The organism is Rhizobium sp. 01L419 (genome assembly GCF_056400025.1).
On the sequence record NZ_JBFTSM010000018.1, the window covers coordinates 16,064 to 36,299 of the forward strand.

Sequence of the window (20,236 nt, forward strand, 5' to 3'; positions counted from 1 at the left end):
CTTTTACGCTGCAGGGCGAGGATAAATGTTCAAAGTTATTCATATCAGTGACACACATCTGCGGGAAAATGATCCTGGCTCTCGTTCCGGGTGGGCCGAGGCGATCCGCGCGATCAGAAAAGCTCGACCGAATCTGGTCATTCACACCGGGGACATCGTGCTGGCAGAGCCCGAGAATGCCACGGATCACGCTTTCGCAAAGGGCGAGCTGTCTCGTCTCGACGTCGAATGGCTGGCCATTCCGGGCAATCACGATATTGGCGACGGGCCGCCGCGAAGCGCCTTTATCCGCGATGATCTTCTGCAACGTTTCGAGACCAATTACGGCTCAGCGCACTGGGCAAGGGACATTGCCGGGTGGAGCTTGATCGGCATAAACTCCATGTTGTTCGGGCTGGGATCGCAGAAGGAAACCGAAGAGTGGGCATGGCTGGAAGGCGCGCTTCACCTGGCGCGTGGGCCGTCGATCGCGCTCTTCATGCACAAGCCGCCTTTCGTTATCGCACCCGACGAGGTCGAGGAGGGCTCGGCCGCCATTCCTGTGGAGACACGGTCGCGGTTCTGGGATCTCGTAACCAGGTTCGGCGTGCGCGTGGTCGCCTGCGGCCATCGCCACGAATATCGCGTTCTGCATCGGGATGGCGTCAGCGTCGTCTGGGCCCCGACCACGGGCGACCAACTCGACGAACGGACCGCTCCGGTTGACCGCCCTGTCGCATTTCCTGGTGTGCTGGAAATGATCTTCCATGGCGAAACGTTCATGCATCGCCTCATTCCCTTCGGCACACGCGGGCAATCGGCATGAGCATGGCAACATCCACCTCACGGATCGTCTGTGAAGTTCCCTTCTTGGAGACGGGCAGGTTCGACGGCCATCTGCGCTTGCCCTATTCCTCCAACCGATCGGCCTATGGGTGGCAGCCGGTTCCCATCACCGTCATCCGGAACGGAGACGGGCCGACCATCCTTGTCTCTTCGGGCATTCATGGCGACGAGTATGAGGGCCAGCTCGCAACGACCAAATTGCTTGCTGAAATCTCTCTCCAGCAGCTGAGGGGCAGGCTTATCGTACTGCCTTCGGTCAACACGCCTGCGGTCGCAGCTGGAACACGGCTTTCGCCGCTCGACGGAATGAACCTCAATCGTGCCTTCCCCGGACGGCCGGATGGTTCGCCGACCGAAATGCTCGCGCATTATCTAGAAACCGTCCTGCTTCCCGGATGCGATCTTATCATCGACCTGCATTCGGGCGGCAGTTCTCTTCTGCACAGTCCCTGCAGCCTGATGCGGTTGAGCCCCGATCCGGCGCGACGGGCGCTGCTTGTCTCGGCCGTCCGAGCCTTGGGTGCGCCTCTCTGTCTGGTCAAATCCGGCCAGCCCGGAGAGGAGGGCCTATTGGACAGGGGATTGGCCGGCGCTGCCGAACGCTGTGGCAAGCCGCTCATCTCGAGCGAACTTGGGGGCGGCGGCACAGTATCCCGCCTTGGGCTGGACATCGCCGAACGCGGCATAAGGTCGGTGCTCAGGCTGTGGGGTCTCTTATGTGATGGCGGCGAGATAATCGGTGGGAAGAATCTGCGGATGGTCGAACTGGCTGGGGATGATAATTTCGTCTTTGCTTCGGCCGATGGCATCTACGAGCCGCTGTGCGATCTCGGCGACGTGGTGACGAGGGGAGAGCCTGCCGCCAGGATCTGGTTCCCTGACGACCCGGCACGCCAGCCGGTCGTCGACCGGTTTCGTCATGACGGGCTCGTGATTTGCCAGCGCTCGATCGGACGGACCAGTCGCGGCGACTGCCTCTATCATCTGGCGACCGATATTTCCCTGTGACGACCCTGCCTACGCTCCGAGCGGTTGATCTCGCCGCAATTCAACAGGAACGCATCGAGCGGGGCGCCGAGGACCGGCAGCTCAACGCCAATGCCCCTGCCGTCGCCTTCGTGCGCAATATCAGGCTGCCGAAGCAGGATGGTCTGCCCTGCCGCCTCTATGAGCCTCTGCGCGTGGAGACGCTCCCGTTGCTCGTCTACCTGCACGGCGGCGGATGGTCCTTCGGCTCGCTCGACAGCCATGACCGCTTCCTGCGCCAGCTTTCCGTCTACGCAAGGATCGCGATCCTGTCGGTTGGCTATCGGCTGGCGCCGGAGCATCCCTATCCGTCGGCGCGCGACGATGTCGTTGAGATCATGCACGGCCTGCGGGACCGGACGATCCTTGCCGACGTAGGTCGGGGTGGGCTTTTCCTGGCCGGGGATTCGGCCGGCGCCCATATCGCCCTGTCGGCCGCGATGAAACTGCCCCGCGCGACAACGAACGGGCTGATCCTGTTCTATGGCGCCTACAGGCCGGAATTTGCGACAGTCAGCCATCGCATGCATGGCTGCGGAGACTCCGGCCTGACGACTGAACGGATGCGCAACTACTGGTCGGCATACCTGCATGCAACGCCGCTCCAGAGCCGGTGCGAGGCTGATCTACTCGCCCGCGATCCCGGTGCGCTTCCCAATGTCTACATCGCGGCCGCCGAATGCGATCCGCTTCTGTCGGACAGCCTGGATCTGGCGGCGTTGCTCGATCGAGATCGCGTCAGCCATCAGTTGCTGGTCGCGAAAGGGGCTCGCCACGGTTATCTGAGGCGACTTGAGCATTGGGCCGCAGTCCACGAGCATCTTGCGCCTGTGGTTGCCTTCATCAACCATTGCTGCCACCGCTCGCCACCGGCATTACTGGCTGGCAAGGTCTCGAGCTCCTGAGAGGCCGCGCGGCAAATCCAACAACGGTTTCGCCGGGAGACACGGGATGAACGACAACGGCCCCAGCTCCGATCACGGCATTCTCGCCGATCGTGATCCGGCCAAGGATGCTCGCCCCGGCGCCGATGATGACACCGGGTCCCACGAGCGGGTGGCGCAGGCCGCCGTGCCGATATTTGGATCCGAGTGTCACATTCTGGCGAATGATCACGCCTTGGCCGATTTCGGCGGTTTCGCCGATGACGACGCCGTTGCTGTGCGACAGCACGACGCCGGGCTCGATCTGTGCACCCGGATGAATGTCAGCTCCATGGAGGCGGATCGACAATGACTGGATGTGATGCGCGAGCCCGAAGCGCCCGGATCGCCACAACCGATGCGCCTGGCGGTGGGCCTGCAGCGCATGAAATCCCGGAAAGAACAGAAACGGGCTCAATATGTCGGAGACGGCCGCCTCGCCGGAAAAGGTCTGCTCGAGATCGCTGCGGGCCGCCGAAACAAGGCGGGCATCATTCGCGTAGGCTTCCTCGAATATCGCCTCCAGGTCGAGCGGGCTCCCCGCCGACAGGGGCACGGCGACCGTCGATGCCAGGAGGGGCGCAAGCTTGCTGGCAGACAGAATGGGCTCAAGCAACGGTGCCAAGACCTCGTCCTTGCGAAGCCATTCCAACGCGAGTTGCTTCAGTCTTTCGAGAAGATTGTCCTTCAAGACCCCCTGATTGCCCATTTGGCGCATGGCGATGACCTCGAAACTACAATTGCGGAGACGGTGTAGGGCGGCACATCAGGTAGAGGCCGATGCAGATGATTGGCATGCCCACGAGGAGGCCCCGAGTGACCGGTTCGTCGAGGAAGACTGCGCCAAGAAGGGCTGCACCGACGACCCGGATCGCTTCGAAGCCGGAATTTCGGCTAAGCGGACCGGCGACATAGGCGGCAAACAGGGCAAGCTGCGAGACGACCGACAGCGCTGCAACCAGCACGATCACCATCAGCGCAGACAGATCCGGCATTGTCAGGGAGGGCGCGGAGATCGCAAGTCCGATCGGCAGTCCGCCGATCGAGAAGGCAAGACTGGCCAGAAGCACATCGGCGCGCCGTGAGACTTCCCGGGAGGCGATCGCGCTGCCTGCGCTTAGCAGCCCCGAGAGGATGGCCAGTCCGGTCCCGATATTGTACAGGGAAAGATCAGGCCCGATGGCGACCGCAATTCCCGCGCACACGATCACGGCGCCGCCGGCGGCAAGCGGCGAAAACCTCTCGCCCAAGAGCAGGCTGGACAGGAGCGCCGCAAATACGATCTTCAGGTAAAATAGCGTCGTGACGCTTGCCAGCGGCAGGAGCCGCAGGCTCCAGAACCATAGAAACATGACCAGGTAGGTGGCCGATCCAGCCAGAAACGACTGAAGGACCATCGCTCTGTCGAAGCGAATGCGGCCATTCTCGCCGCGGCGTGCTGCAATCAGTAACATGAAGAGGACCATGAAGACGCTGCGCAGAAGGGCGATTTCCGATGGCGACATCTGCGGGACGAGGCGGGTCAGTGCGTTCGCGATCAAAAATGCGATCGCCGCTATGAGATGGAGCCAGAAGATCAGCCAGGTCGAGCCTTTGCTCGAATGGGCAAAAAGAAGCACCGACATCACGTCAGGCTCGCTGAAAATTGCGTGGCGATCAGCGGCAACTGCTTGTGGCTGACGATCGACGGCAGCGCGTTTGTTTCGCCTGCGCGTATCTTGGCAACGAGCATGTGCGGGCCGGGGCGCTTTCTGGCCTCCCTCAGTTCCTGAGCAAGGGTTGAGGCATCCCCGCATCTGACGGCCGACCTGTAGCCGTTCGCAAGGGCGACCTCCGCGAGGTTGACGGCTGCCGACAGGCTCGGCTGGCCGCCGGTCGTCTCGTAGAGCTCGTTGTCGAGCACCACATGCACGAACCGCGAAGGCCGCTGCTCGCCGATCATGGAAAGCACGCCAAGGTGCATCATGAGCGCGCCATCGCCATCCAGGAGCACGACTTCGCCCTGCCTTGCCCTTGCCAGCGCCACACCCAGCCCGATCGCAGGTGCGTGTCCCATTGAGCCCAGCATGTAGAAATTTTCCGGGCGGTCGAATGCGACCCGCAGTTCGCGCGAAATATAGCCGGTCGTCGCGACGACGGCCGTATCGGGCAAGAGCCATTCCGCCACGGCTCTAACCGCAGCGGCACGATCGGGACGGTCGCTCAAACCTTCTTGCATATGCAGGCCCGCCAGCTGGTCATGCGCAATGCTGCCACGACGGATTCCGATCGCGACCACGCCGCCGGAAGCGATGCTGCCCCGGATGAGCTTGGTTGCCCCGTGCAAATCGAAATCGCCGTGGACATCGAGGAAGGGAATGTCGAGCGCCTCCAGCACCGCGGTCACGACCTTGGGCATATAGCGATGTTGCGGCTCATCCGTTTGCGGATTGTGGGATCCGATGATCAGCACGGTGCCGATCCCGTAGGGCAGGGACAGTGACGTCAGTGGATTGACGAGATTGCCGAAGCCCGAATCCTGCATCAGTGTTGCGCAAGGCTGGCCGCAAAGCGCAAGTCCGCTGGCAAGGGAAAGGGCGGCCCCCTCGTTGTGGGCGGTGATGTAGCCGATGTCGCGCCGCTCGGGCAGCGCAGCATAAAGCGCTCCCAGCAGCRAACAGGGAACCCCCGTCGCCCTGGCAATCCCGGCCTCGACCAGCATGTCGAGAAACGTGTGGGCGGCGATCGTCATCGAACATGGTCCTCGGTGGACGACGTTTGTTCGGGCAAGGCGGAGGCCTTTCTTCGCGCCGACCATCGCACCGTCCCGAACTGTCTTCGGAAGACAGGTCCGAAGTGTTCGTCGGCGGCGGCCCCGAGCGCGACCTCGCCGCTCATGGTCTCGCCGTCAACCTCCCCAGAAAAGCTGTAATAGACAGAGGTCGGATGCCCGGCATGTCTTGCGGTCAGGCGAAACGTCTTGCCGGCCACCGTTCCGGAGATCTCCCCGTCGGAATCGAGCGATCGGTGCGAACCGCTGATGCCGTTTGCAACAGTTTCGAGCCGGAACGTGTGGACCACCCGGCCGTGGAGATAGTCGATTTCGACTTCCCACTGGCCGCCGACATCGATGATGCGCGGCTGCGGTTCCCGGGTCGCTTTGCGTAGGTGGGCTCGGAACAGGCGGGCGAGCGCGGAACCGACGATCTCGGCGTCACCGTCGTGAAAATTGAAAGGGTCGACGACGATGGAATTCTCCGACGACCAGAAGTCATGAATATGGATCCGCGGTCTGGAGCGATCCATTTCGACGCGGACCTCCTCTCCGGTAAGGTCGACAGCGTCGCGGTCCCAGGAAACCCGGATCCTTGGCGAATGCCAGGTCGCGCTCGCCGGGACGATCTGCGTAGTGACCGCGGCGAGGCCGAGATGCCCGTCAATTGCCTCGAGGCGCCGCTCCATCTCGAGCGCTTCGGCATTGGCGTCCCGTTCGTGGAGGAAATGGCGCAAGGCACGCACGGCCCCGATGATCTCTTCCTTCCCGACCTTCATCGCCCGGCCGAATGCCTGATGGGGAGGCCCGTTGAGCCAGGCCATCTTGCAGAGGTTCTCGGCCCCGAGGAGAAAGCCCGTCGATTGAGGCCCCCTCAGAAACTTGCCACCGGCATAGACGACGAGGTCCGCACCGGCCTCCAGCCACCGATCGGGATAGGTGGGCGTCTGAGCCGCGGCGTCGACCAGCACCGGCACGCGCTTGCTCTTGGCGATGCGGATGATGTCGGCGTTCGAGAAGTCCTCGCCGGTGTTTGCTCGTCCCAGCAGGCAGACCATCGCGACGGAACCGTCGAGCACCCGCAAGAGCTCTTCGACACTGGCGAATTCGACGAGAACGGCCCCCACTGTCTTGAAGACGAAGTCGTAGGCAAAGCGGTGGGCTCGCGGGATAACGACCTTGTTGGGCATTGCCGTCGCGTCCGGCAGTCGCAGCATTCGTTCCGGATTGTGGCCTGCCATGCAGGCCGCCGTCGCCAACGCCATGGCCGCCGTCGTGCAGGAGGTCACGATTCCCCACTGCGCCCCGGTAATGGCTGCAAGCTCGCGGCCCGCACCGATCGCCAGCTCGTCGAGGTCGACGAACTCAGCCGCTGCTTTGTTCATGCTGTCCATGGCCTCAGGGAGGATGCGGCTGCCGCCGAATGTGGACCGAACGCCGCCGCAATTGATGAAGGGTTCGACACCCAGGGACTTGAAGGGTGACGGCGCGTCGCCTTCCATTGCCGAGACGGGCAGGGTGCTTGCGTGTAACATGGTCTTGCTCCCGTATTTCAGCCGTTTACCTGTCCAAAAAGCCCCTCAGCATGCGCAAGCAGCAGACCCGTGGCCGCAAGCGCATAGGCGCAGATCGCCCGGTACATGACCTTGCCGGGCGCCGGGATCTGCAGTGGAGACACGTGCAGCAGCACCAGCACGAGGAAGGCTGCAACGACGGTTGTCGGGCCTACGAGGCCGGGCGCCAGGTGACCGGCGATCTGGAGGGCGGCCAGAAGCGGCATGTCGTAGGACAGGGGCACGCCGGTAAAGTATCCCGTTGTGGAAAGGCCGAAATTGTTGAAATAGCTCAGACGAAGGGCGCCTGCCGCGACCATCGTCACGCTCAGCACATTGGCGAAAAGCCAGCCGTCGCCAAGTTGAATGACGATCAGCGCCGGCAGTACTGCGCCATAAACGAGGTCGGCAAAGCCGTCGAGACTCTTGCCCATCTTGCCGAAATCGGCAGCACGGTTCTTCGTGCGGGAAGCGACGATTCCATCGAGTTGGTCGGCCAGCATCGCCCATAGTCCGAACACGATGGCGTAATCGATCCGGTCCTGCAGGGCGAAATTCATCGCGACGGCGGAAAAGAGCAGACCGCAGAACGTTATGGCGTTGGCGGGATCATAGAGATACTTGATCATGACGGGCTCCTATTCTGCCGCGGCGACTGCCCGGGAGGGCGCGAAAGCGTCTGCAAAGAGAGCCTCGGCGATGCGCAGATCCTCGGTGCTGTCAATCTCGTACCATCTGAGATCGTCGCACCGTGCCGCCGCCATGCGCAGCCCGCGTCGTTCGATGAGATTGGCGAAGAGTTCCTCGGTATAGGCCTTGACGGCTCCGGTGCCGATCAATTCGTCGAGGAAGGGCACGATCTTGGAGCGCAGATCCGCGGAACACAGCCGGATCAGGTTCATCGTCTTGAAGAGTTGGGGTGCCCCCTCGACAAGGTTTGCGGCTGTCTGCTTCATCCGCACTTCTGCGATATAACCGTTGTCGGAGAGAACGACGGCGGAGCCCTCCATGGAGGGCTCGAAGGGCGCCACTGCTGATGCGTTTGCAGCCTCATCCATCATCAGAGAGCGTAGCGCATCGACCTCGAAGAAGACGTCACCCTCGAGAAGATAGCAGTCTCCTTGCAGCAGCGTTTCGCGCGCCAGCCAGAGGGAATAGGCACTGCCAGTCTTGTCGAAGACGGTTGACTCGACATAGTTGATTTCCAGGCGGCCGAAGCGTCGGCCGCAAGCGTACTGGATGGCGTCCTTGCGATAACCGACGACGATTGTGACCTCTTCGACGCCAACCTCTTCCAGGTTGCGCAGGGCGTTGTGAAGGATCGGCGTTCCATTGACCTCGACCAGCGGCTTGGGGCGCAGATCCGTCAAGGGCCGCAGGCGGGAACCGAAACCGGCTGCGAGAATGACGGCCTTCTTCGGATGGTAATATGTCATTTCCTTCCCCTTCTTGGTTGTTCGGGATGACGGCGTCATTCCCAGGCGTTGAGGACATCGACGAGCCGGGAGAGGCCGGCTTCCAGTTTTTCGGGCGGGATGCCGTAGGAGAGGCGAAGCCCAACGGGATCGCCGAACGCGGTGCCGGACACGGCCGCAACGCCGGCCTCAGAAAGGAGCGAATTGACGACCTCGTCGGCGGTTGCGGCAGCGCCGTTCATCAACGCCGGTTTCAACAGATCCGAAAGGTCGAGATAGAAGTAGAAGCCGCCCTGCGCCTTCGGAACGAGTACCCGCGTCAGCGACGAAAGCGCATTGAGCCCCACCTGGCGGGCGCTCGCAAGTTGCGACCGCAGCCTGCTCTCATAAGCTCCATCGGTTCGTTGCAGATGAGCGAGAACGGCGTGCTGCGCGATCACATTGGGATTGGACGTCGTGTGCGATTGCAGTGCCTTGACGGCATTGATCACCTCCTTCGGCCCTGCAAGATAGCCGATCCGCCAGCCGGTCAGGGCGAGTGACTTGCTGAAAGCGTTGACGATCAGGGTCCGCGAACGCACCTCCGGAACGAGAGAAACAATCGGATGATGGATCTGATGGCCGTGCACGAAGTCGCCGTAGCACTCGTCGAAGATGACCCATAGATTGCGGTTGATGGCGAGCTCGGCAATGCCGATCAGGGTCTGCACATCGTAGACGGCGCCCGTCGGATTGTTCGGCGTGTTGATGACGATCGCTCGCGTCCTATCCGTGACGGCTGCCCGGATATCAGCGATGCGCGGGATATGGCCATTGGACCGTGTGTCGATGAACACCGGCGTGCCGCCGGCGATCAGCACCTGGGCTGGAAAGGTCGTCCAGTAGGGCGCCGGGATGATGACTTCATCGCCGGGGTTGAGCAGCACCATTGCGGCGTTGAAGAGGGCCTGCTTGGCGCCTGACGTGACGGCAACCTCTTCTGCCTTCCAGATCTGCCCGGTATCGAGCGACACCTTTCTTGCAAGCGCTTCGCGCAACTCCATCATGCCGACCGTGTCGGTATAACGATTGATGCCCTTGTTGATGGCATCGATCGCACCATCGCGGATGGCTGGCGCCAGATCGCTCCAGATCTCTCCGGCCGTCAGATCGATGATTTCCTTGCCGGCATCGGCGGCCGCCTTTGCTGCGGCGCGCGCCGCTGCGGTCCCCGATGAACCGAACAGATTTGTCCGTTGCGCAAGCATGTGCGCTCCTCCACGTCTGATGTTTTGGAATGGTTATGGCGCCGTTTCGACGGCCGTTATGCGATCTGCTTTGGCAGATACTGCTCTTCCGCCTGCGCCAGCTCGTCATAACCGACTAGGCTGAAGAGCTCCTCGAGGCCGGCAACCTGCTCCTCGATCCCGGCAATACTTTCTTCTGTCTGGATGCGGGCACAGATATCGCGCATGCCGGCAATGGCCGCCCGCATCGTGTGATTGGCCCAGATGACGGTCGAAATGCCGGCCTTGCGGTAGGCGGAAACGGGCGTCCGGTAGTATTTGGTCGGCACAATGACGACAGGAAGCTTGTTGTCCCATTCCTTGGCAAAGGCGAGGATCTCGTCGGCAACCGCCTTGCGGGAATGAATGAGAATGGCGTCGGCGCCCGCCTTCGCATAGGCATGGGCTCTTGTCAGCGCCTCATCCAGCCCGTGGCCGGCGATCAGCGCTTCGATACGGGCAACGAGCGCGAAATCCGGCCCAGTCGTATCCTTCACGGCTTTTAGCCGGCCGCAGAATTCGTCGACATCTGCCAGCGTATGTCTGTCGCCGACGAAGGAGTTCATCTTCGGAAACCCCTTGTCCTCGATCGCCACACCCGAGGCACCACGCTGTTCGAGCTTCTTGGCGAGCAACCGGGCATTATTGAAGTTGCCGAAGCCGCTGTCGCCGTCGACCAGAACAGGAACACTGGTGGCATCGACCATGCGTTCGACGACGTCAACCACCTGCGTCCAGCTTGCCTCGTTGGCGTCGCGATAACCGAGCGCAGATGAGATCGAAAGCCCTGACGCCCAAAGCCCCTTGAAGCCGGCGCGTTCGGCAATCGCCGCCGAAAGGCCGTCATGGGCTTCCATCAGGAAGGATAGATCGTTGGAAAGAATGAGTTCGCGAAGGGTTGTCGATGAGGTGCTCACCGGCAAGGCTTCAGCATTCATCGGAAATGAAATTGCCTTGTTCATTGTCATGCCTCCTTCATAAAACTGATGCTTTATGAAAAAGGTTAGACTCGCAATAGGGGTTGAGAATATATCTTTGAATATATTTGGAGAACCTGCGGGTGTAGTGGGTTTATTGCTGAAAAAACAGTTATGTACTGTGATATATTTTGAAATATATTCTAGAATATATCGTATTATATGTTCTGCGGCGTGCCCAGAAGCAATGCCAGCATTATTTTTGTCCGATTTTGAGTGATATCCCCGATGGTCCCATTGCCCACTCGTCACGGGTTTCAAACGCCAGGATTCCGATCAACACAATTGAACGTAGTATTGAATGGATGAGTATTGCACACGGTTGCAATGTCAGTGTAGCATGTCAATTGTTAGCCGGCGCGAGCCGGAAGATCGGAACGCAGGTGGAATTGGCGCATGACAAACGGGGATGAACTGCCGTCAGATCAGATCTTGTCGATGCGGGACGATCTTGATTTTGCACATGCCATCATGCGCCACGCAGTTCGCGCCAATCTCTCGGTCTTCTCTTTCGCAGGTCTGCGCATTCCCCCACTTCTTCAGTCGCCCGAACCGAACGGTGAGCTTCCGAAGCCATCGGAATTTGCCGGCGAACTCATTACCTTCCAGGAGCAATTGTACGACCGTATCGTCTCCTTGGCGGACAACAAGCGCATGCTTGGCGAGATCTGGGGGTTCAACGAACGCTCGCGCGCATTCCGGCAATCCGAGCTGACGACGACCAAATCGGCCAGGAAGGCGCTTGCCGAAACGGCCGATCTTGTGGATGCCCTTATCGTCCAGGACACCGAGCGGGTCCTGGAGATCCTCGATTGCAGTCTTCGCCGTCGCCTTCTGTTGCTTGCGGGCCAGACCGGAACGATACTCCCGTTTCCCGACGTCCGCCGGCGCAAGTAAAGTTTATCGGATCTCTAGGATAACTGGCCCGGACAACCGGGGCGGTGCACGGCGAATTGATATCTAGTAAATAGAAGTTGACTTTTGAACTCCTTGAGCGTGTATTATCGTCAATAATCGCCTGTGGGTAGTTGTATTCACCCGACAATCAATCGGCCCAACCTGCCACTAGACCGGGTTTGCCGTCGCTGTCCTGCAAACTTAATCGGGCGGCGCAGCGCTGGCAGGAGGCCTCAACCAATTTGTATGGAGGCGTTTCGATGATGAGGGGGCATGCCATAGCAGAGGGATCGCATACGGCTGATCGATCGAAAACCGGGCACGTCTACGCGCGGCTGAAATCTCTCCTCGTGACGCAAAGGGTGCCGCCGCACGCCAAGCTCGACATCGGTGTGCTCGCCGATCATTTGCGGGTAAGTAAAACGCCCGTGCGCGAGGCGCTGATCCTACTTGCAAGCGAAGGCATCGTCGGCAGCGTACCGGGAAGCGGCTATTTCTCCAAGCCGTTGAGCTTCGCCGACCTCGCCGACGACTACGATCTGGCGCTCACCATCCTCACGCATGTCATCGAGTCGGATGTCGCCGCCTTCACGGGAACGGGCCTTCCGAGCCTGGAGCGCGCGCCGTTGGGAGGAAACGCGACAGACAAACCGGATCTCGCGCACGCCTATACCGATTTCATCGAAGTGCTCTATGAGCGGGTCGCCGGCATGGCGAACAACAGGAAATACCGGCAGGTGATCCAATCCTTCAATGGCAGGACGACCTTCATCCGCCATCTTGACCTCAAGCGACCGGCGCGGCTGACGAGGATCGCGCAAGACATGGAGGAGTTTCTGGATCTCTTGCGCCGCCACGACGCCAGAGGTGCTGCCGCAAACCTGCGGACTCAATATCGCGCCAAGCACGATCTGTTGCACGAACTTGTCAGCGAAGGAAATCTCGTTGCATTGCAGGCGAGCAACGATTGGGCACAAGGCCTCTGACGGCGGTGGAACAAGGATGTCCGCATCTTGTTCGTTTCTGAGCCACGATTGACTCCCTACGAGTCCGGCGGATAATCAAGACAGCGGCGCACGATGCCCGCTTCACATCGCTAGAGACCTCTCGCGCCAGAGCGCCAAAAGGCATTCCGTGCTCCGTCTTCCCAGCGGCTATGAGCCAGGGCAGCCAGCTATCCAGAGAACTGGGACGTGAACCGAAGACATCGAGGTGCTGTCCGGGTCGAGGCAGGCAAGGCGACCAGCTCTCGGTCGTCGAGTTTCAGGAGAACGCTTCCCAGTTCCACCATCTCGCCTTCGGCGAAAGGTATTTCCATGACCTGGCCATCAATGCGAGGGCGCACGTCAACTGATTGAAGCGGCGCCACTGTGCCGATGCCGTTGATCACCCGGTTGATGTGTTGCATCGACTGATCGATGGCAAGGCGCCGCTGAGCCGGGACGAAGCGGTTGGTTTCTCTTGGGTGCGCTTATTCACTTGCCGCAGGCGCGCCGTATCGGCGTGATGACCGTTCAGGTCAGATAAGAGGATGGGTTCTCCGCCACAAAATGGCCGAGCCGTTAGGAGGCGCTTCGGGACGCACTCCATCTCGCGTAATTCGAAAAGAACGGCGTGCGGGGATTGATTGGACGAGAGGTGCAGAACTGCGGCGCCTGCGGGCCGCGCGACATTCCCCGAGCAGGATATCGAAAGGACTTGGAAGAATGCCGCGAAAGACGGAGTCTGAGTTGAGAGCGGTTCTGGGCATAGACACTGCGTGGACGGATCGCGAACCGAGCGGCGTCGTCTTGATCTGCGAAGACAGCTCCGGTTGGCGCCTGATCGAGGCCGCAACTTCGTGCGGGACATTTTTTCGGTAGGAGAGAGATGCCGATCGCGAACTATTGCACCTGGTCTCTGGCAGCCACGACTTCTCCGGCGACTTCCAGCCCCAGAACGGAGCTGTCGCCGTATGATTGGTTGCCGTAGACGTCCGCGCGCTGGAGGATGTCGGCGCGGTTGACGCCCTGCAGCCATCACTCCGAGGAGCGTATCGTCTCGACGAAGAATGGGAAGGGAAACTTCGGCCGGTCTGAAAACCTTCGCCTCGCCGAAGTCGTCGAAAACGATCGCTTGCATCTCATCGCTTCACTTCGCCAGTGCGTGGCGGGCAATGCTCGCAGCAAATAGGGGAGTCTCGCGGCTGTTGTGGTCGCCGCCCGCGGCCTGCCGGGCTGCAGCGGCATCGTCGTACTTGGTACCATATTCTTCGAGGAAGGCCATGAAGGCGTCTGTCGGATGAGCGGTAACCCGGTTGGTATATCGGGTGCGACGGTCGTCGATCTTCTCGGCGATCAGCTCCCAGACGACATTGACCTGGGTGCGGCCATTGACCGTGAACACATCCGAGATGGAGTTCATCCGGCAGTAAGTCGGCCCGGCAACCTCGGCCACGTAGTGCTGGACTACCAGTCCGGAGCCGATCTGTTCGACGTTGATCGACATCCGGCGGCCGTCGTCAGTCCAGGTGATTCCGGCTGCGATGTGGTCGGGAGGGCAGCACCGCAGATATTCGGCTTCCGGCAGATTGAAGAGCCAGTCGGCGATGTCGATCGCTTCGAGCGGCACCTCAATTTCGGCGGAGTACGCAGACTGCGAAAGAATGTCGTCCAAGACCTTGACCATCTGATTGTTCCTTTTGTTGAGTGGGCAGGTTGCCCGCTGACGAGAAGGACTGTGCTCCGGATGCCTGTAGATGATAACGAACTGATTACTCGAAACCGTTTTGCGTTGTAGGCAAAGATGAAGGACCCAAGGTTCGCCGAATATCTCGCCATCTATGTCGATGTCGTCCGGACGGGCAGTTTCTCTGCCGCTTCACGACGCCGCGCGGTTACGCCCTCGGCCATAGTCCGTCAGATCGATGCGCTGGAGCAGGATCTGGGCGTCACGCTTCTGGTTCGCTCGACGCGGGCTTTGTCATTGACCGATGCCGGGAGCCACCTGTTCGACAGGGCTCAACGTCTGCTCAACGACCTGACCGATACCCACGCCGAGGTCGCAGCGTTCGATGATGCAGTTACCGGGACGCTTCGCATTGCTTGCTTTCCGACCTTCGGAAAACGTTATGTTATCCCGGTCCTGGCATCGCTTGCGAAGGAGCATCCGGATCTTCACGTCGAACTCGATCTGACCGAGCGGCTCGCGGATCCCGTCGCGGAAAGGCTGGACCTAGTGGTGCGGATGGGCGAAATGCGGGACAGTTCCCTGATCGCGACCAGACTCGCACCGCTGAACAGGATCCTGGTTGCGAGCAAAGAATATCTCGAGCGTCACGACACGCCGACTGGCATCGAAGACCTCCACCGACATCGTCTATTGGACAAACTGCACGGGAACGACCTGTTGGGATGGTCCGACATATTGGGAACCCCGGCTGGGCTGGCCTGCGGGCATCTGGCGTTTCGATCCGATGACTTCGAAGCGCTTAACGCCGCCGCGATGTCTGGTATGGGCGTCGCCTTCCTGCCGAGCTGGGTTGCGGGGCCTGCCGTGAAATCGAGCGGGCTTGTCCGTCTTCCGCTTGACGGCGAGCGGTGGAACGAGCGGCCTTCCGGTATCTATCTCTTGCGGGCACTTCAGGCTCCATCGGCCAAGATCAGAGCATTCTCCGAAGCGCTCAGAGCACATATCGGCACGCCTGCCCATTGGGACTAACGTGGCCCGGACCATGGCGAGACAGCGCTCTTCCGATGATGCAACAGGCGATCCGCAAGCGAAGCCAAGCGGAGGGAACGCGTCAATCCGGGGTTATGTAGGAACGCCCACCAGATGAATTGAATCCGTCCGGCGGCCTGACGGTCCGACGCCAACCTTAGGGGCATTTTCGAAATTAGATAGCGAATGTCGCGACAGCGGCCGGCCGACACGACCGAGCTTCGCCATCTAAATTTGTTCCGCTCCAAAACCGGGATACACGAAAGCGCCTTCGATAGTCTTGCAATCGATTTCGGTCACGCCCGCTGAGCGCGCAACACGATACCAGGCCTCTCGAACTGTGTTTGTCATGTTTTTTATGATCGCGGTGGCCTCTTCGCGGCTTAACAGGAAGCGGTGGCACTGAGACAGTAAGTTGCTGGCACGAGCGATCCGACCCTGATCTCCACAAGTGAGCGCCAAATCCCCTTGTTCGAGACTTATCGGCGTAGAAGGCGTTAGATCATAAGCCGGTGACAACTTCCAATCCTTGTTCTTGGCGATTGCGGTATGGTTCCGCGGATGATCGTCGGTATTGGAAATCAGCGCGTTAAAAGACATCCGTTTGAATAGTTCGTGTACTTGCCGCTGGGGTGCCTCGCACACACGACGAAGTTCTTCGGCGAGCAGGATGTAGGACCAAAGATCACGTGAACGGTGACTGTCATCCGCCCGGAGGAGGGTGAGCCCGCTCACCATCCTCGCCCGGTGATAACCACCCTGCGCTTTTTCACGATCAAACCGCTTGACCAGAAGAACGTAACACTCTGACGGATCGCCTTTAGAAATCGTCATTCAATGTCCTTTGTTGTCTGGCCCGTGTTGGTAATCGAGCACTCTCAAGGGCTTTCCCTTCATCATCCGCGTCGGGGTCGGCTATTTGTGCAAGCTGATCCGCCATCCCAAATACCCAAAGCATGGCGGCGTAGACGGCAATGCTCGTGGACGCCTTCCCGTTCTCGGCATCCGAGACCACGTGTCTGCCGACGCCAATTTTTTCAGCCACATCCTGCATTTTCAAATTCCGTCGAAGGCGCGCCGTCCTTAGGTTCGCGCCGAGAGTTGTTAGTGAACGCTCCACCATGTACGGGGGGGCTAAACTCAAGGCATTTCTTTTGGACATGGCGGTTAAATCCTCCGCAAACTCACTTTATGGTCGTTTTAACAACCATAGCACCCCGCGCCGATAGCATGTCAAGGATGGTTGATAAAAACTACATTATTGACGTTTAAGGTACTTTTATCGGCCATATAGAATAGACGCGAAATAACATCAAATTTCCCGAAAAGGACTTCCGGAAGCAGCGCTGGTTCCCTCTGAAGAAAGCCGTGCGCGAGGCCGCCCAGCCGGGCCTGCGCACTCTGCTTTCCAAGCTTGAGAATGCGGGCATTTGAAGTTTGGTTTTCGGGGTTCGTTTTCGAAAGCGCGTCGGCGGAGTTGCTGCGCGACCTCTTCAAGGCATAGAGGCAGGCGGAGTGGATGAGGGCTTTTGAGCGGACGGGTCCAGCATGAGTTCAGCATGTTGGCGGAGCCCGTAGCTTGAGCCCGAGAAATCAGTCGGCTAACAGCTCCGCACTGCCAGACGCTAGGCGCGGATATTTCGACGATCGAACTGCTGGATGTCGAGGACGTGCCAATGTCCTATACCCCAGGCAATCCTCTGCGGGTGCGGTTGCGGGTGATAGCCAACCTGTCGGGATGAAGTGGGGGAGTTGCAATCGGATGGATGGGCATTTCTCCGCACCTAAACCTGTCCGTTGTGAGCGGCCGTAGGTGCCGACCAAGAAAGCCCAAAACCGATCTTCCGGTCTCGATATGCCAACGGGTGCTGTGCCAGCCCCCATCATCTGTTGGCGGTTCAGCCCTTTTCAATGGCATTTGAAGCGGTGAGTGCAACTTCGGTCGAAGAGCACTTGGTCATGCCAGCATCTTCCGCCGCAAAACCTGAGGCGACGCTACCGCTCCTCAAGTTGACGATGCTGTCGCAACCCCCGAGATTTGCGCGGAGCCAGACAGTTTCCGTTTCAGCGTAGTTGCCCATGCGGTGCGAATTGACGTATCGACAATCGGCACAGTGGGGATTTCGAGCTGCATGAGTGACGATTCGGGTGATTTCGATGAGGAGTTGGAACGTGCCCGCGTTGCCTGGCTCTATTTCATCGGTGGCCAGACGCAGCAGGAGATTGCCCAGCGGATGAACATCACCCGGCTGAAGGTCAACAAGATCATCGGCCAGGTGCGCGAGTCGGGAAGCGTTCAGGTCAATGTCAGCCTGCCGCTCACCGATTGCATCGAGCTCGCCGATCGGGTCTCGGCGCGATACGGGCTCGCTGAAGCGGTGGTGGTGCCGGATCTCGACGACTATATCGAACAGAAGCGGGTGATCGGCGAGGCGGCGGGGTCGCTTGCAAGCAAGCTGGTGGATGAGCGTGATATGGGCATCGGCATCAGCTCGGGGCGGACCCTGAGCTTTGCCGTTCGTAACCTGAACGCGCGACCGAAGTCGGATAGCTGGGTCGTCGGGCTGACCGGCGGCGTGACGAGCGGCTCGTCCACTAATACGTTCGAGGTGGCGACGGCCTGTGCGAGGGCGCTCGGCGTCGAATGCCATTATCTAACGGCACCGATCTATTGCGCCAATCCCGAAAGCCGCAATGCGCTGCTGCTCAGCGATGAACTGACGGATGTTCTGGCCCGCACCGAAATTGCGGATATCGGCATCGTCTCGTGCGGAGCGCTGACGCAGGATACATCGCTAACGCAGATCCGTGTCGTCAAGGACAATCTCGATACCGTCCTGAAACGTGGCGCCGTTGGGGAATTCATGGGCTGCTTTCTCGATGCCCGCGGTCAGGCAATCGATCACTTCCTCAATGAATCAATCATTGCCCTGCCGCCGGACAAGCTGAAGCTGAAGCCGATTTCCATTCTTGTCTCCGGCGGCATCAAGAAGATCCCGATTATCCGGGCGGTGCTGCGCGCCGGTTATGTCAACCGACTGGTCACCAATGAGGGCGTCGCGCGAGCCCTGTTACAAGGCCCGCGCTGACGCGGCTTTTCATCAGGCGAGCGTCTGCTGGAGGGCGGTCGCCATCGCCCGCAGTGTAATGAAGGTCGAAGCGGCGCCCGGATCAATATGCCCGATAGACCGTTCGCCAAGCTTGGCTGAGCGGCCCCGGCGCGATTCCAGCGCGGCGGTCGCCTTCATGCCGGCTTCGCCGCCGTCGCGAGCAGCAATCAGCACTACCAAAGCGGAACCGCCATTTTCGGCTGCCTGCAATGCAGCCTCGACGGCCGGGACCCAGGCATCGATCATCGTCTTGTCGCCGGGCTCGGCGCGGCCGCGATCGCGAATGCCCTGGCAGGCAGCACTCAGCCATTCGGCCATGCCGATGCCGTCGAGATTGAGACGGTGGCTGACCGCCATACCGGCCCGCAAGAAAGCGGTCGCGTAAAGCGGCCCGGAGGACGCGCCGACCGCATCGAGGAACGCCTTGGCCATGCGCTTGCAGATACTTTCGATCGTCTCGTCGTTCTGGATATCCTCCAGCGCATGTTGAACCGCCTTCCAGCCAATCTCCATCGTCACGCCGTGGTCACCATCGCCAATCACGCCGTCAAGCTCGGAGAGCAAGTTCTTCTCGGCAATGATCTGCTCACCGACCAAATGCATCATCGTACGGAAGATCGCCGGCGAAACGTCGCCATCCGTCAGGAGTTCCCGCGGCTTGTCCTGCGCCGTCGTTGTCATCTCTGCAACACGACCCGCCCTGCGGCTGCGCGTGGCGACAGCATCGGTCTTCTCGAAAGCGCCCACGGCCAGTGCCGGCGTACGGCAAGGATGATCGAGAAGGACCTGCAGAGTGTCATCAAGTTTCATCAGCGTCACCGAGGCGCCGGCCATTTCGAGCGAGGTCGCATATTCGCCGACCCAGGATGCATGGATCTCGATGCCAAGGGCATCCAGCCGCTGCTTGACGCGACGGAAGATCACATAAAGCTCGATTTGCGAGGTCGCACCGAGGCCGTTCACGAGGACGGCGACACGGTTGCCCGAAGCAAGGTCGAGCTCCTTCAAAAGCGCGTCCATCAGCTCGTCGGTCACCACATCTGCCGGCGCCAGTTTCTGACGCCTTATGCCGGGCTCGCCGTGCAGGCCCATGCCAATTTCCATGTCTTCGTCGCCGATGGTGAAGTTCGGTTTGCCGGTCTGCGGCAGCGAACAGGGGCTCAGTGCTACGCCAATGGATCGCGTCGCATCATTGGCAGCCAGCGCGAGAGCCTCGACGCGCGCCAGGGGCTCACCGATGTCGGCGGCTGCGCCTGCGATCTTGAAGACAAAGAAATCGCCGGCGATGCCGCGGCGTTCGGATCTCCGTTCGATTGGCGCGGAGGCCACGTCATCAGCAACTGCAATGTGGCGAGCGACGATGCCGCCCTGCTCCAGTTCCTCGGCGGCCATGGTGAAGTTCAGGACGTCACCCGTGTAATTGCCGTAAAGCATTAGCACTCCGACGCCGCCATCTGCCGCACGGGCTGCTTCAACAATATGGGCCGGGGAGGGGGAGGCAAAGACGTTGCCAACGGCTGCGGCATCGGCAAGCCCGCGCCCGACATAGCCGGCAAAGGCCGGCTCGTGACCAGAACCGCCACCGACGACGATCCCCACCTTGCCGTCGCGCGGTCCATCGACAGCGACGACGGCCCGCCCGGTTGCCCCTTCGACCCGCAGCATGTCGGGATGAGCTCCCACCATGCCTTCGATCATTTCCGCGATGATGTTGTCCGGCGCATTGATGAGCTTCTTGGTTTTGACTTCCTGGTTCATTCTACGTTCTTTCGTCATATCGATGCTGGCGGTTGC

The 20,236-nt window shown here is 60.3% G+C and carries 20 protein-coding genes; 7 read left to right on the forward strand and 13 right to left on the reverse strand.

Annotated features, from left to right (window positions below; genetic code table 11):
• Positions 1–25: 25 nt before the first annotated feature.
• The 3 genes from AC1DUP_RS28525 to AC1DUP_RS28535 are packed head-to-tail and all read left to right on the forward strand — an operon-like array spanning position 26 to position 2,756.
• Entirely contained in the window at positions 26–805 is a 780-nt protein-coding gene (locus tag AC1DUP_RS28525) for a metallophosphoesterase (protein ID WP_113308535.1), read from the forward strand.
• Positions 802–1,833, forward strand: a complete 1,032-nt coding sequence (locus tag AC1DUP_RS28530; RefSeq protein ID WP_477836060.1) for a succinylglutamate desuccinylase/aspartoacylase family protein — start codon at positions 802–804, stop codon at positions 1,831–1,833. Before AC1DUP_RS28525 ends, AC1DUP_RS28530 begins: the two co-directional genes overlap by 4 nt.
• A complete protein-coding gene (locus AC1DUP_RS28535) occupies positions 1,830–2,756 on the forward strand; it encodes an alpha/beta hydrolase (protein WP_162748464.1) in 927 nt (308 codons plus the stop codon). The genes AC1DUP_RS28530 and AC1DUP_RS28535 overlap by 4 nt, the downstream gene beginning before the upstream one ends.
• Here AC1DUP_RS28535 and epsC read toward each other — a convergent pair.
• From epsC to aepX, 8 genes are read right to left on the reverse strand one after another with little or no spacing between them, the layout of a single operon-like run.
• Complete coding sequence (gene epsC / locus AC1DUP_RS28540; RefSeq protein WP_113308537.1) at positions 2,695–3,492, reverse strand: serine O-acetyltransferase EpsC; 798 nt, start codon at positions 3,490–3,492, stop codon at positions 2,695–2,697. The genes AC1DUP_RS28535 and epsC overlap by 62 nt on opposite strands.
• 16 nt (positions 3,493–3,508) lie before the next feature.
• Positions 3,509–4,399, reverse strand: coding sequence for a DMT family transporter (locus AC1DUP_RS28545; RefSeq protein ID WP_162748465.1), 891 nt, complete (start codon positions 4,397–4,399; stop codon positions 3,509–3,511).
• Positions 4,399–5,505: a thiamine pyrophosphate-dependent enzyme gene (locus AC1DUP_RS28550; RefSeq protein ID WP_477836063.1), complete on the reverse strand. Its 1,107-nt coding sequence runs from the start codon at positions 5,503–5,505 to the stop codon at positions 4,399–4,401. The genes AC1DUP_RS28545 and AC1DUP_RS28550 overlap by 1 nt, the downstream gene beginning before the upstream one ends.
• Positions 5,502–7,061 (reverse strand): aminotransferase class V-fold PLP-dependent enzyme, encoded by a 1,560-nt coding sequence (locus AC1DUP_RS28555; protein WP_113308540.1) that lies wholly within the window; start codon positions 7,059–7,061, stop codon positions 5,502–5,504. The genes AC1DUP_RS28550 and AC1DUP_RS28555 overlap by 4 nt, the downstream gene beginning before the upstream one ends.
• 17 nt (positions 7,062–7,078) lie before the next feature.
• On the reverse strand, positions 7,079–7,708 hold the full coding sequence (locus AC1DUP_RS28560) for a CDP-alcohol phosphatidyltransferase family protein (RefSeq protein WP_113308541.1): 630 nt from the start codon (positions 7,706–7,708) through the stop codon (positions 7,079–7,081).
• Positions 7,709–7,717: 9 nt separating this feature from the next.
• A complete protein-coding gene (locus AC1DUP_RS28565) occupies positions 7,718–8,515 on the reverse strand; it encodes a phosphocholine cytidylyltransferase family protein (protein WP_113308542.1) in 798 nt (265 codons plus the stop codon).
• 35 nt (positions 8,516–8,550) lie between these two features.
• A complete protein-coding gene (locus AC1DUP_RS28570) occupies positions 8,551–9,741 on the reverse strand; it encodes an aminotransferase class I/II-fold pyridoxal phosphate-dependent enzyme (protein WP_113308543.1) in 1,191 nt (396 codons plus the stop codon).
• Positions 9,742–9,797: 56 nt separating this feature from the next.
• Positions 9,798–10,721 carry a phosphoenolpyruvate mutase gene (gene aepX, locus AC1DUP_RS28575; protein WP_113308544.1) on the reverse strand — a complete coding sequence of 308 codons (924 nt, stop codon included), beginning with the start codon at positions 10,719–10,721 and terminating at the stop codon, positions 9,798–9,800.
• 411 nt (positions 10,722–11,132) lie between these two features.
• Between aepX and AC1DUP_RS28580 the strand changes: the two genes are divergently transcribed.
• Positions 11,133–11,633, forward strand: coding sequence for an FCD domain-containing protein (locus AC1DUP_RS28580; protein ID WP_113296164.1), 501 nt, complete (start codon positions 11,133–11,135; stop codon positions 11,631–11,633).
• Positions 11,634–11,893: 260 nt separating this feature from the next.
• On the forward strand, positions 11,894–12,619 hold the full coding sequence (locus AC1DUP_RS28585; RefSeq protein ID WP_477836067.1) for a GntR family transcriptional regulator: 726 nt from the start codon (positions 11,894–11,896) through the stop codon (positions 12,617–12,619).
• A gap of 188 nt (positions 12,620–12,807) precedes the next feature.
• On the opposite strand, the gene AC1DUP_RS28590 is transcribed toward AC1DUP_RS28585, so the two are convergent.
• Both AC1DUP_RS28590 and AC1DUP_RS28595 read right to left on the reverse strand, forming a co-directional pair.
• Positions 12,808–13,041, reverse strand: coding sequence for a biotin/lipoyl-binding protein (locus tag AC1DUP_RS28590; RefSeq protein ID WP_113308546.1), 234 nt, complete (start codon positions 13,039–13,041; stop codon positions 12,808–12,810).
• Positions 13,042–13,763: 722 nt separating this feature from the next.
• Positions 13,764–14,300 carry a hypothetical protein gene (locus AC1DUP_RS28595; protein WP_113308547.1) on the reverse strand — a complete coding sequence of 179 codons (537 nt, stop codon included), beginning with the start codon at positions 14,298–14,300 and terminating at the stop codon, positions 13,764–13,766.
• A gap of 117 nt (positions 14,301–14,417) precedes the next feature.
• Here AC1DUP_RS28595 and AC1DUP_RS28600 point away from each other — a divergent pair, with 117 nt between their 5' ends.
• Entirely contained in the window at positions 14,418–15,332 is a 915-nt protein-coding gene (locus AC1DUP_RS28600; protein WP_113308548.1) for a LysR family transcriptional regulator, read from the forward strand.
• A 228-nt stretch (positions 15,333–15,560) separates the two neighbouring features.
• Here AC1DUP_RS28600 and AC1DUP_RS28605 read toward each other — a convergent pair whose 3' ends face one another.
• Positions 15,561–16,166 (reverse strand): type II toxin-antitoxin system HipA family toxin, encoded by a 606-nt coding sequence (locus AC1DUP_RS28605; RefSeq protein WP_477836070.1) that lies wholly within the window; start codon positions 16,164–16,166, stop codon positions 15,561–15,563.
• Positions 16,153–16,494: a helix-turn-helix domain-containing protein gene (locus AC1DUP_RS28610; protein ID WP_113308549.1), complete on the reverse strand. Its 342-nt coding sequence runs from the start codon at positions 16,492–16,494 to the stop codon at positions 16,153–16,155. The genes AC1DUP_RS28605 and AC1DUP_RS28610 overlap by 14 nt, the downstream gene beginning before the upstream one ends.
• A 970-nt stretch (positions 16,495–17,464) precedes the next feature.
• Here AC1DUP_RS28610 and AC1DUP_RS28615 point away from each other — a divergent pair.
• A complete protein-coding gene (locus AC1DUP_RS28615) occupies positions 17,465–18,421 on the forward strand; it encodes a sugar-binding domain-containing protein (RefSeq protein WP_113296170.1) in 957 nt (318 codons plus the stop codon).
• A 12-nt stretch (positions 18,422–18,433) separates the two neighbouring features.
• Here AC1DUP_RS28615 and dhaL read toward each other — a convergent pair whose 3' ends face one another.
• On the reverse strand, positions 18,434–20,200 hold the full coding sequence (gene dhaL / locus AC1DUP_RS28620; protein ID WP_113308552.1) for a dihydroxyacetone kinase subunit DhaL: 1,767 nt from the start codon (positions 20,198–20,200) through the stop codon (positions 18,434–18,436).
• Positions 20,201–20,236: the final 36 nt, after the last annotated feature.

What these genes read in the sequence shown, in the direction of transcription:
- AC1DUP_RS28555 (WP_113308540.1), bottom strand. Translation starts at nt 7,061, where the DNA reads ATGTTACACGCAAGCACCCTGCCCGTCTCGGCAATGGAAGGCGACGCG.
- AC1DUP_RS28600 (WP_113308548.1), top strand. Translation starts at nt 14,418, where the DNA reads ATGAAGGACCCAAGGTTCGCCGAATATCTCGCCATCTATGTCGATGTC.
- AC1DUP_RS28590 (WP_113308546.1), bottom strand. Translation starts at nt 13,041, where the DNA reads ATGCAACACATCAACCGGGTGATCAACGGCATCGGCACAGTGGCGCCG.
- AC1DUP_RS28560 (WP_113308541.1), bottom strand. Translation starts at nt 7,708, where the DNA reads ATGATCAAGTATCTCTATGATCCCGCCAACGCCATAACGTTCTGCGGT.
- AC1DUP_RS28530 (WP_477836060.1), top strand. Translation starts at nt 802, where the DNA reads ATGAGCATGGCAACATCCACCTCACGGATCGTCTGTGAAGTTCCCTTC.
- AC1DUP_RS28605 (WP_477836070.1), bottom strand. Translation starts at nt 16,166, where the DNA reads ATGACGATTTCTAAAGGCGATCCGTCAGAGTGTTACGTTCTTCTGGTC.
- dhaL (WP_113308552.1), bottom strand. Translation starts at nt 20,200, where the DNA reads ATGAACCAGGAAGTCAAAACCAAGAAGCTCATCAATGCGCCGGACAAC.
- AC1DUP_RS28570 (WP_113308543.1), bottom strand. Translation starts at nt 9,741, where the DNA reads ATGCTTGCGCAACGGACAAATCTGTTCGGTTCATCGGGGACCGCAGCG.
- epsC (WP_113308537.1), bottom strand. Translation starts at nt 3,492, where the DNA reads ATGCGCCAAATGGGCAATCAGGGGGTCTTGAAGGACAATCTTCTCGAA.
- AC1DUP_RS28525 (WP_113308535.1), top strand. Translation starts at nt 26, where the DNA reads ATGTTCAAAGTTATTCATATCAGTGACACACATCTGCGGGAAAATGAT.
- AC1DUP_RS28610 (WP_113308549.1), bottom strand. Translation starts at nt 16,494, where the DNA reads ATGTCCAAAAGAAATGCCTTGAGTTTAGCCCCCCCGTACATGGTGGAG.
- AC1DUP_RS28565 (WP_113308542.1), bottom strand. Translation starts at nt 8,515, where the DNA reads ATGACATATTACCATCCGAAGAAGGCCGTCATTCTCGCAGCCGGTTTC.
- AC1DUP_RS28545 (WP_162748465.1), bottom strand. Translation starts at nt 4,399, where the DNA reads ATGTCGGTGCTTCTTTTTGCCCATTCGAGCAAAGGCTCGACCTGGCTG.
- AC1DUP_RS28580 (WP_113296164.1), top strand. Translation starts at nt 11,133, where the DNA reads ATGACAAACGGGGATGAACTGCCGTCAGATCAGATCTTGTCGATGCGG.
- AC1DUP_RS28585 (WP_477836067.1), top strand. Translation starts at nt 11,894, where the DNA reads ATGATGAGGGGGCATGCCATAGCAGAGGGATCGCATACGGCTGATCGA.
- AC1DUP_RS28615 (WP_113296170.1), top strand. Translation starts at nt 17,465, where the DNA reads ATGAGTGACGATTCGGGTGATTTCGATGAGGAGTTGGAACGTGCCCGC.
- AC1DUP_RS28595 (WP_113308547.1), bottom strand. Translation starts at nt 14,300, where the DNA reads ATGGTCAAGGTCTTGGACGACATTCTTTCGCAGTCTGCGTACTCCGCC.
- aepX (WP_113308544.1), bottom strand. Translation starts at nt 10,721, where the DNA reads ATGAACAAGGCAATTTCATTTCCGATGAATGCTGAAGCCTTGCCGGTG.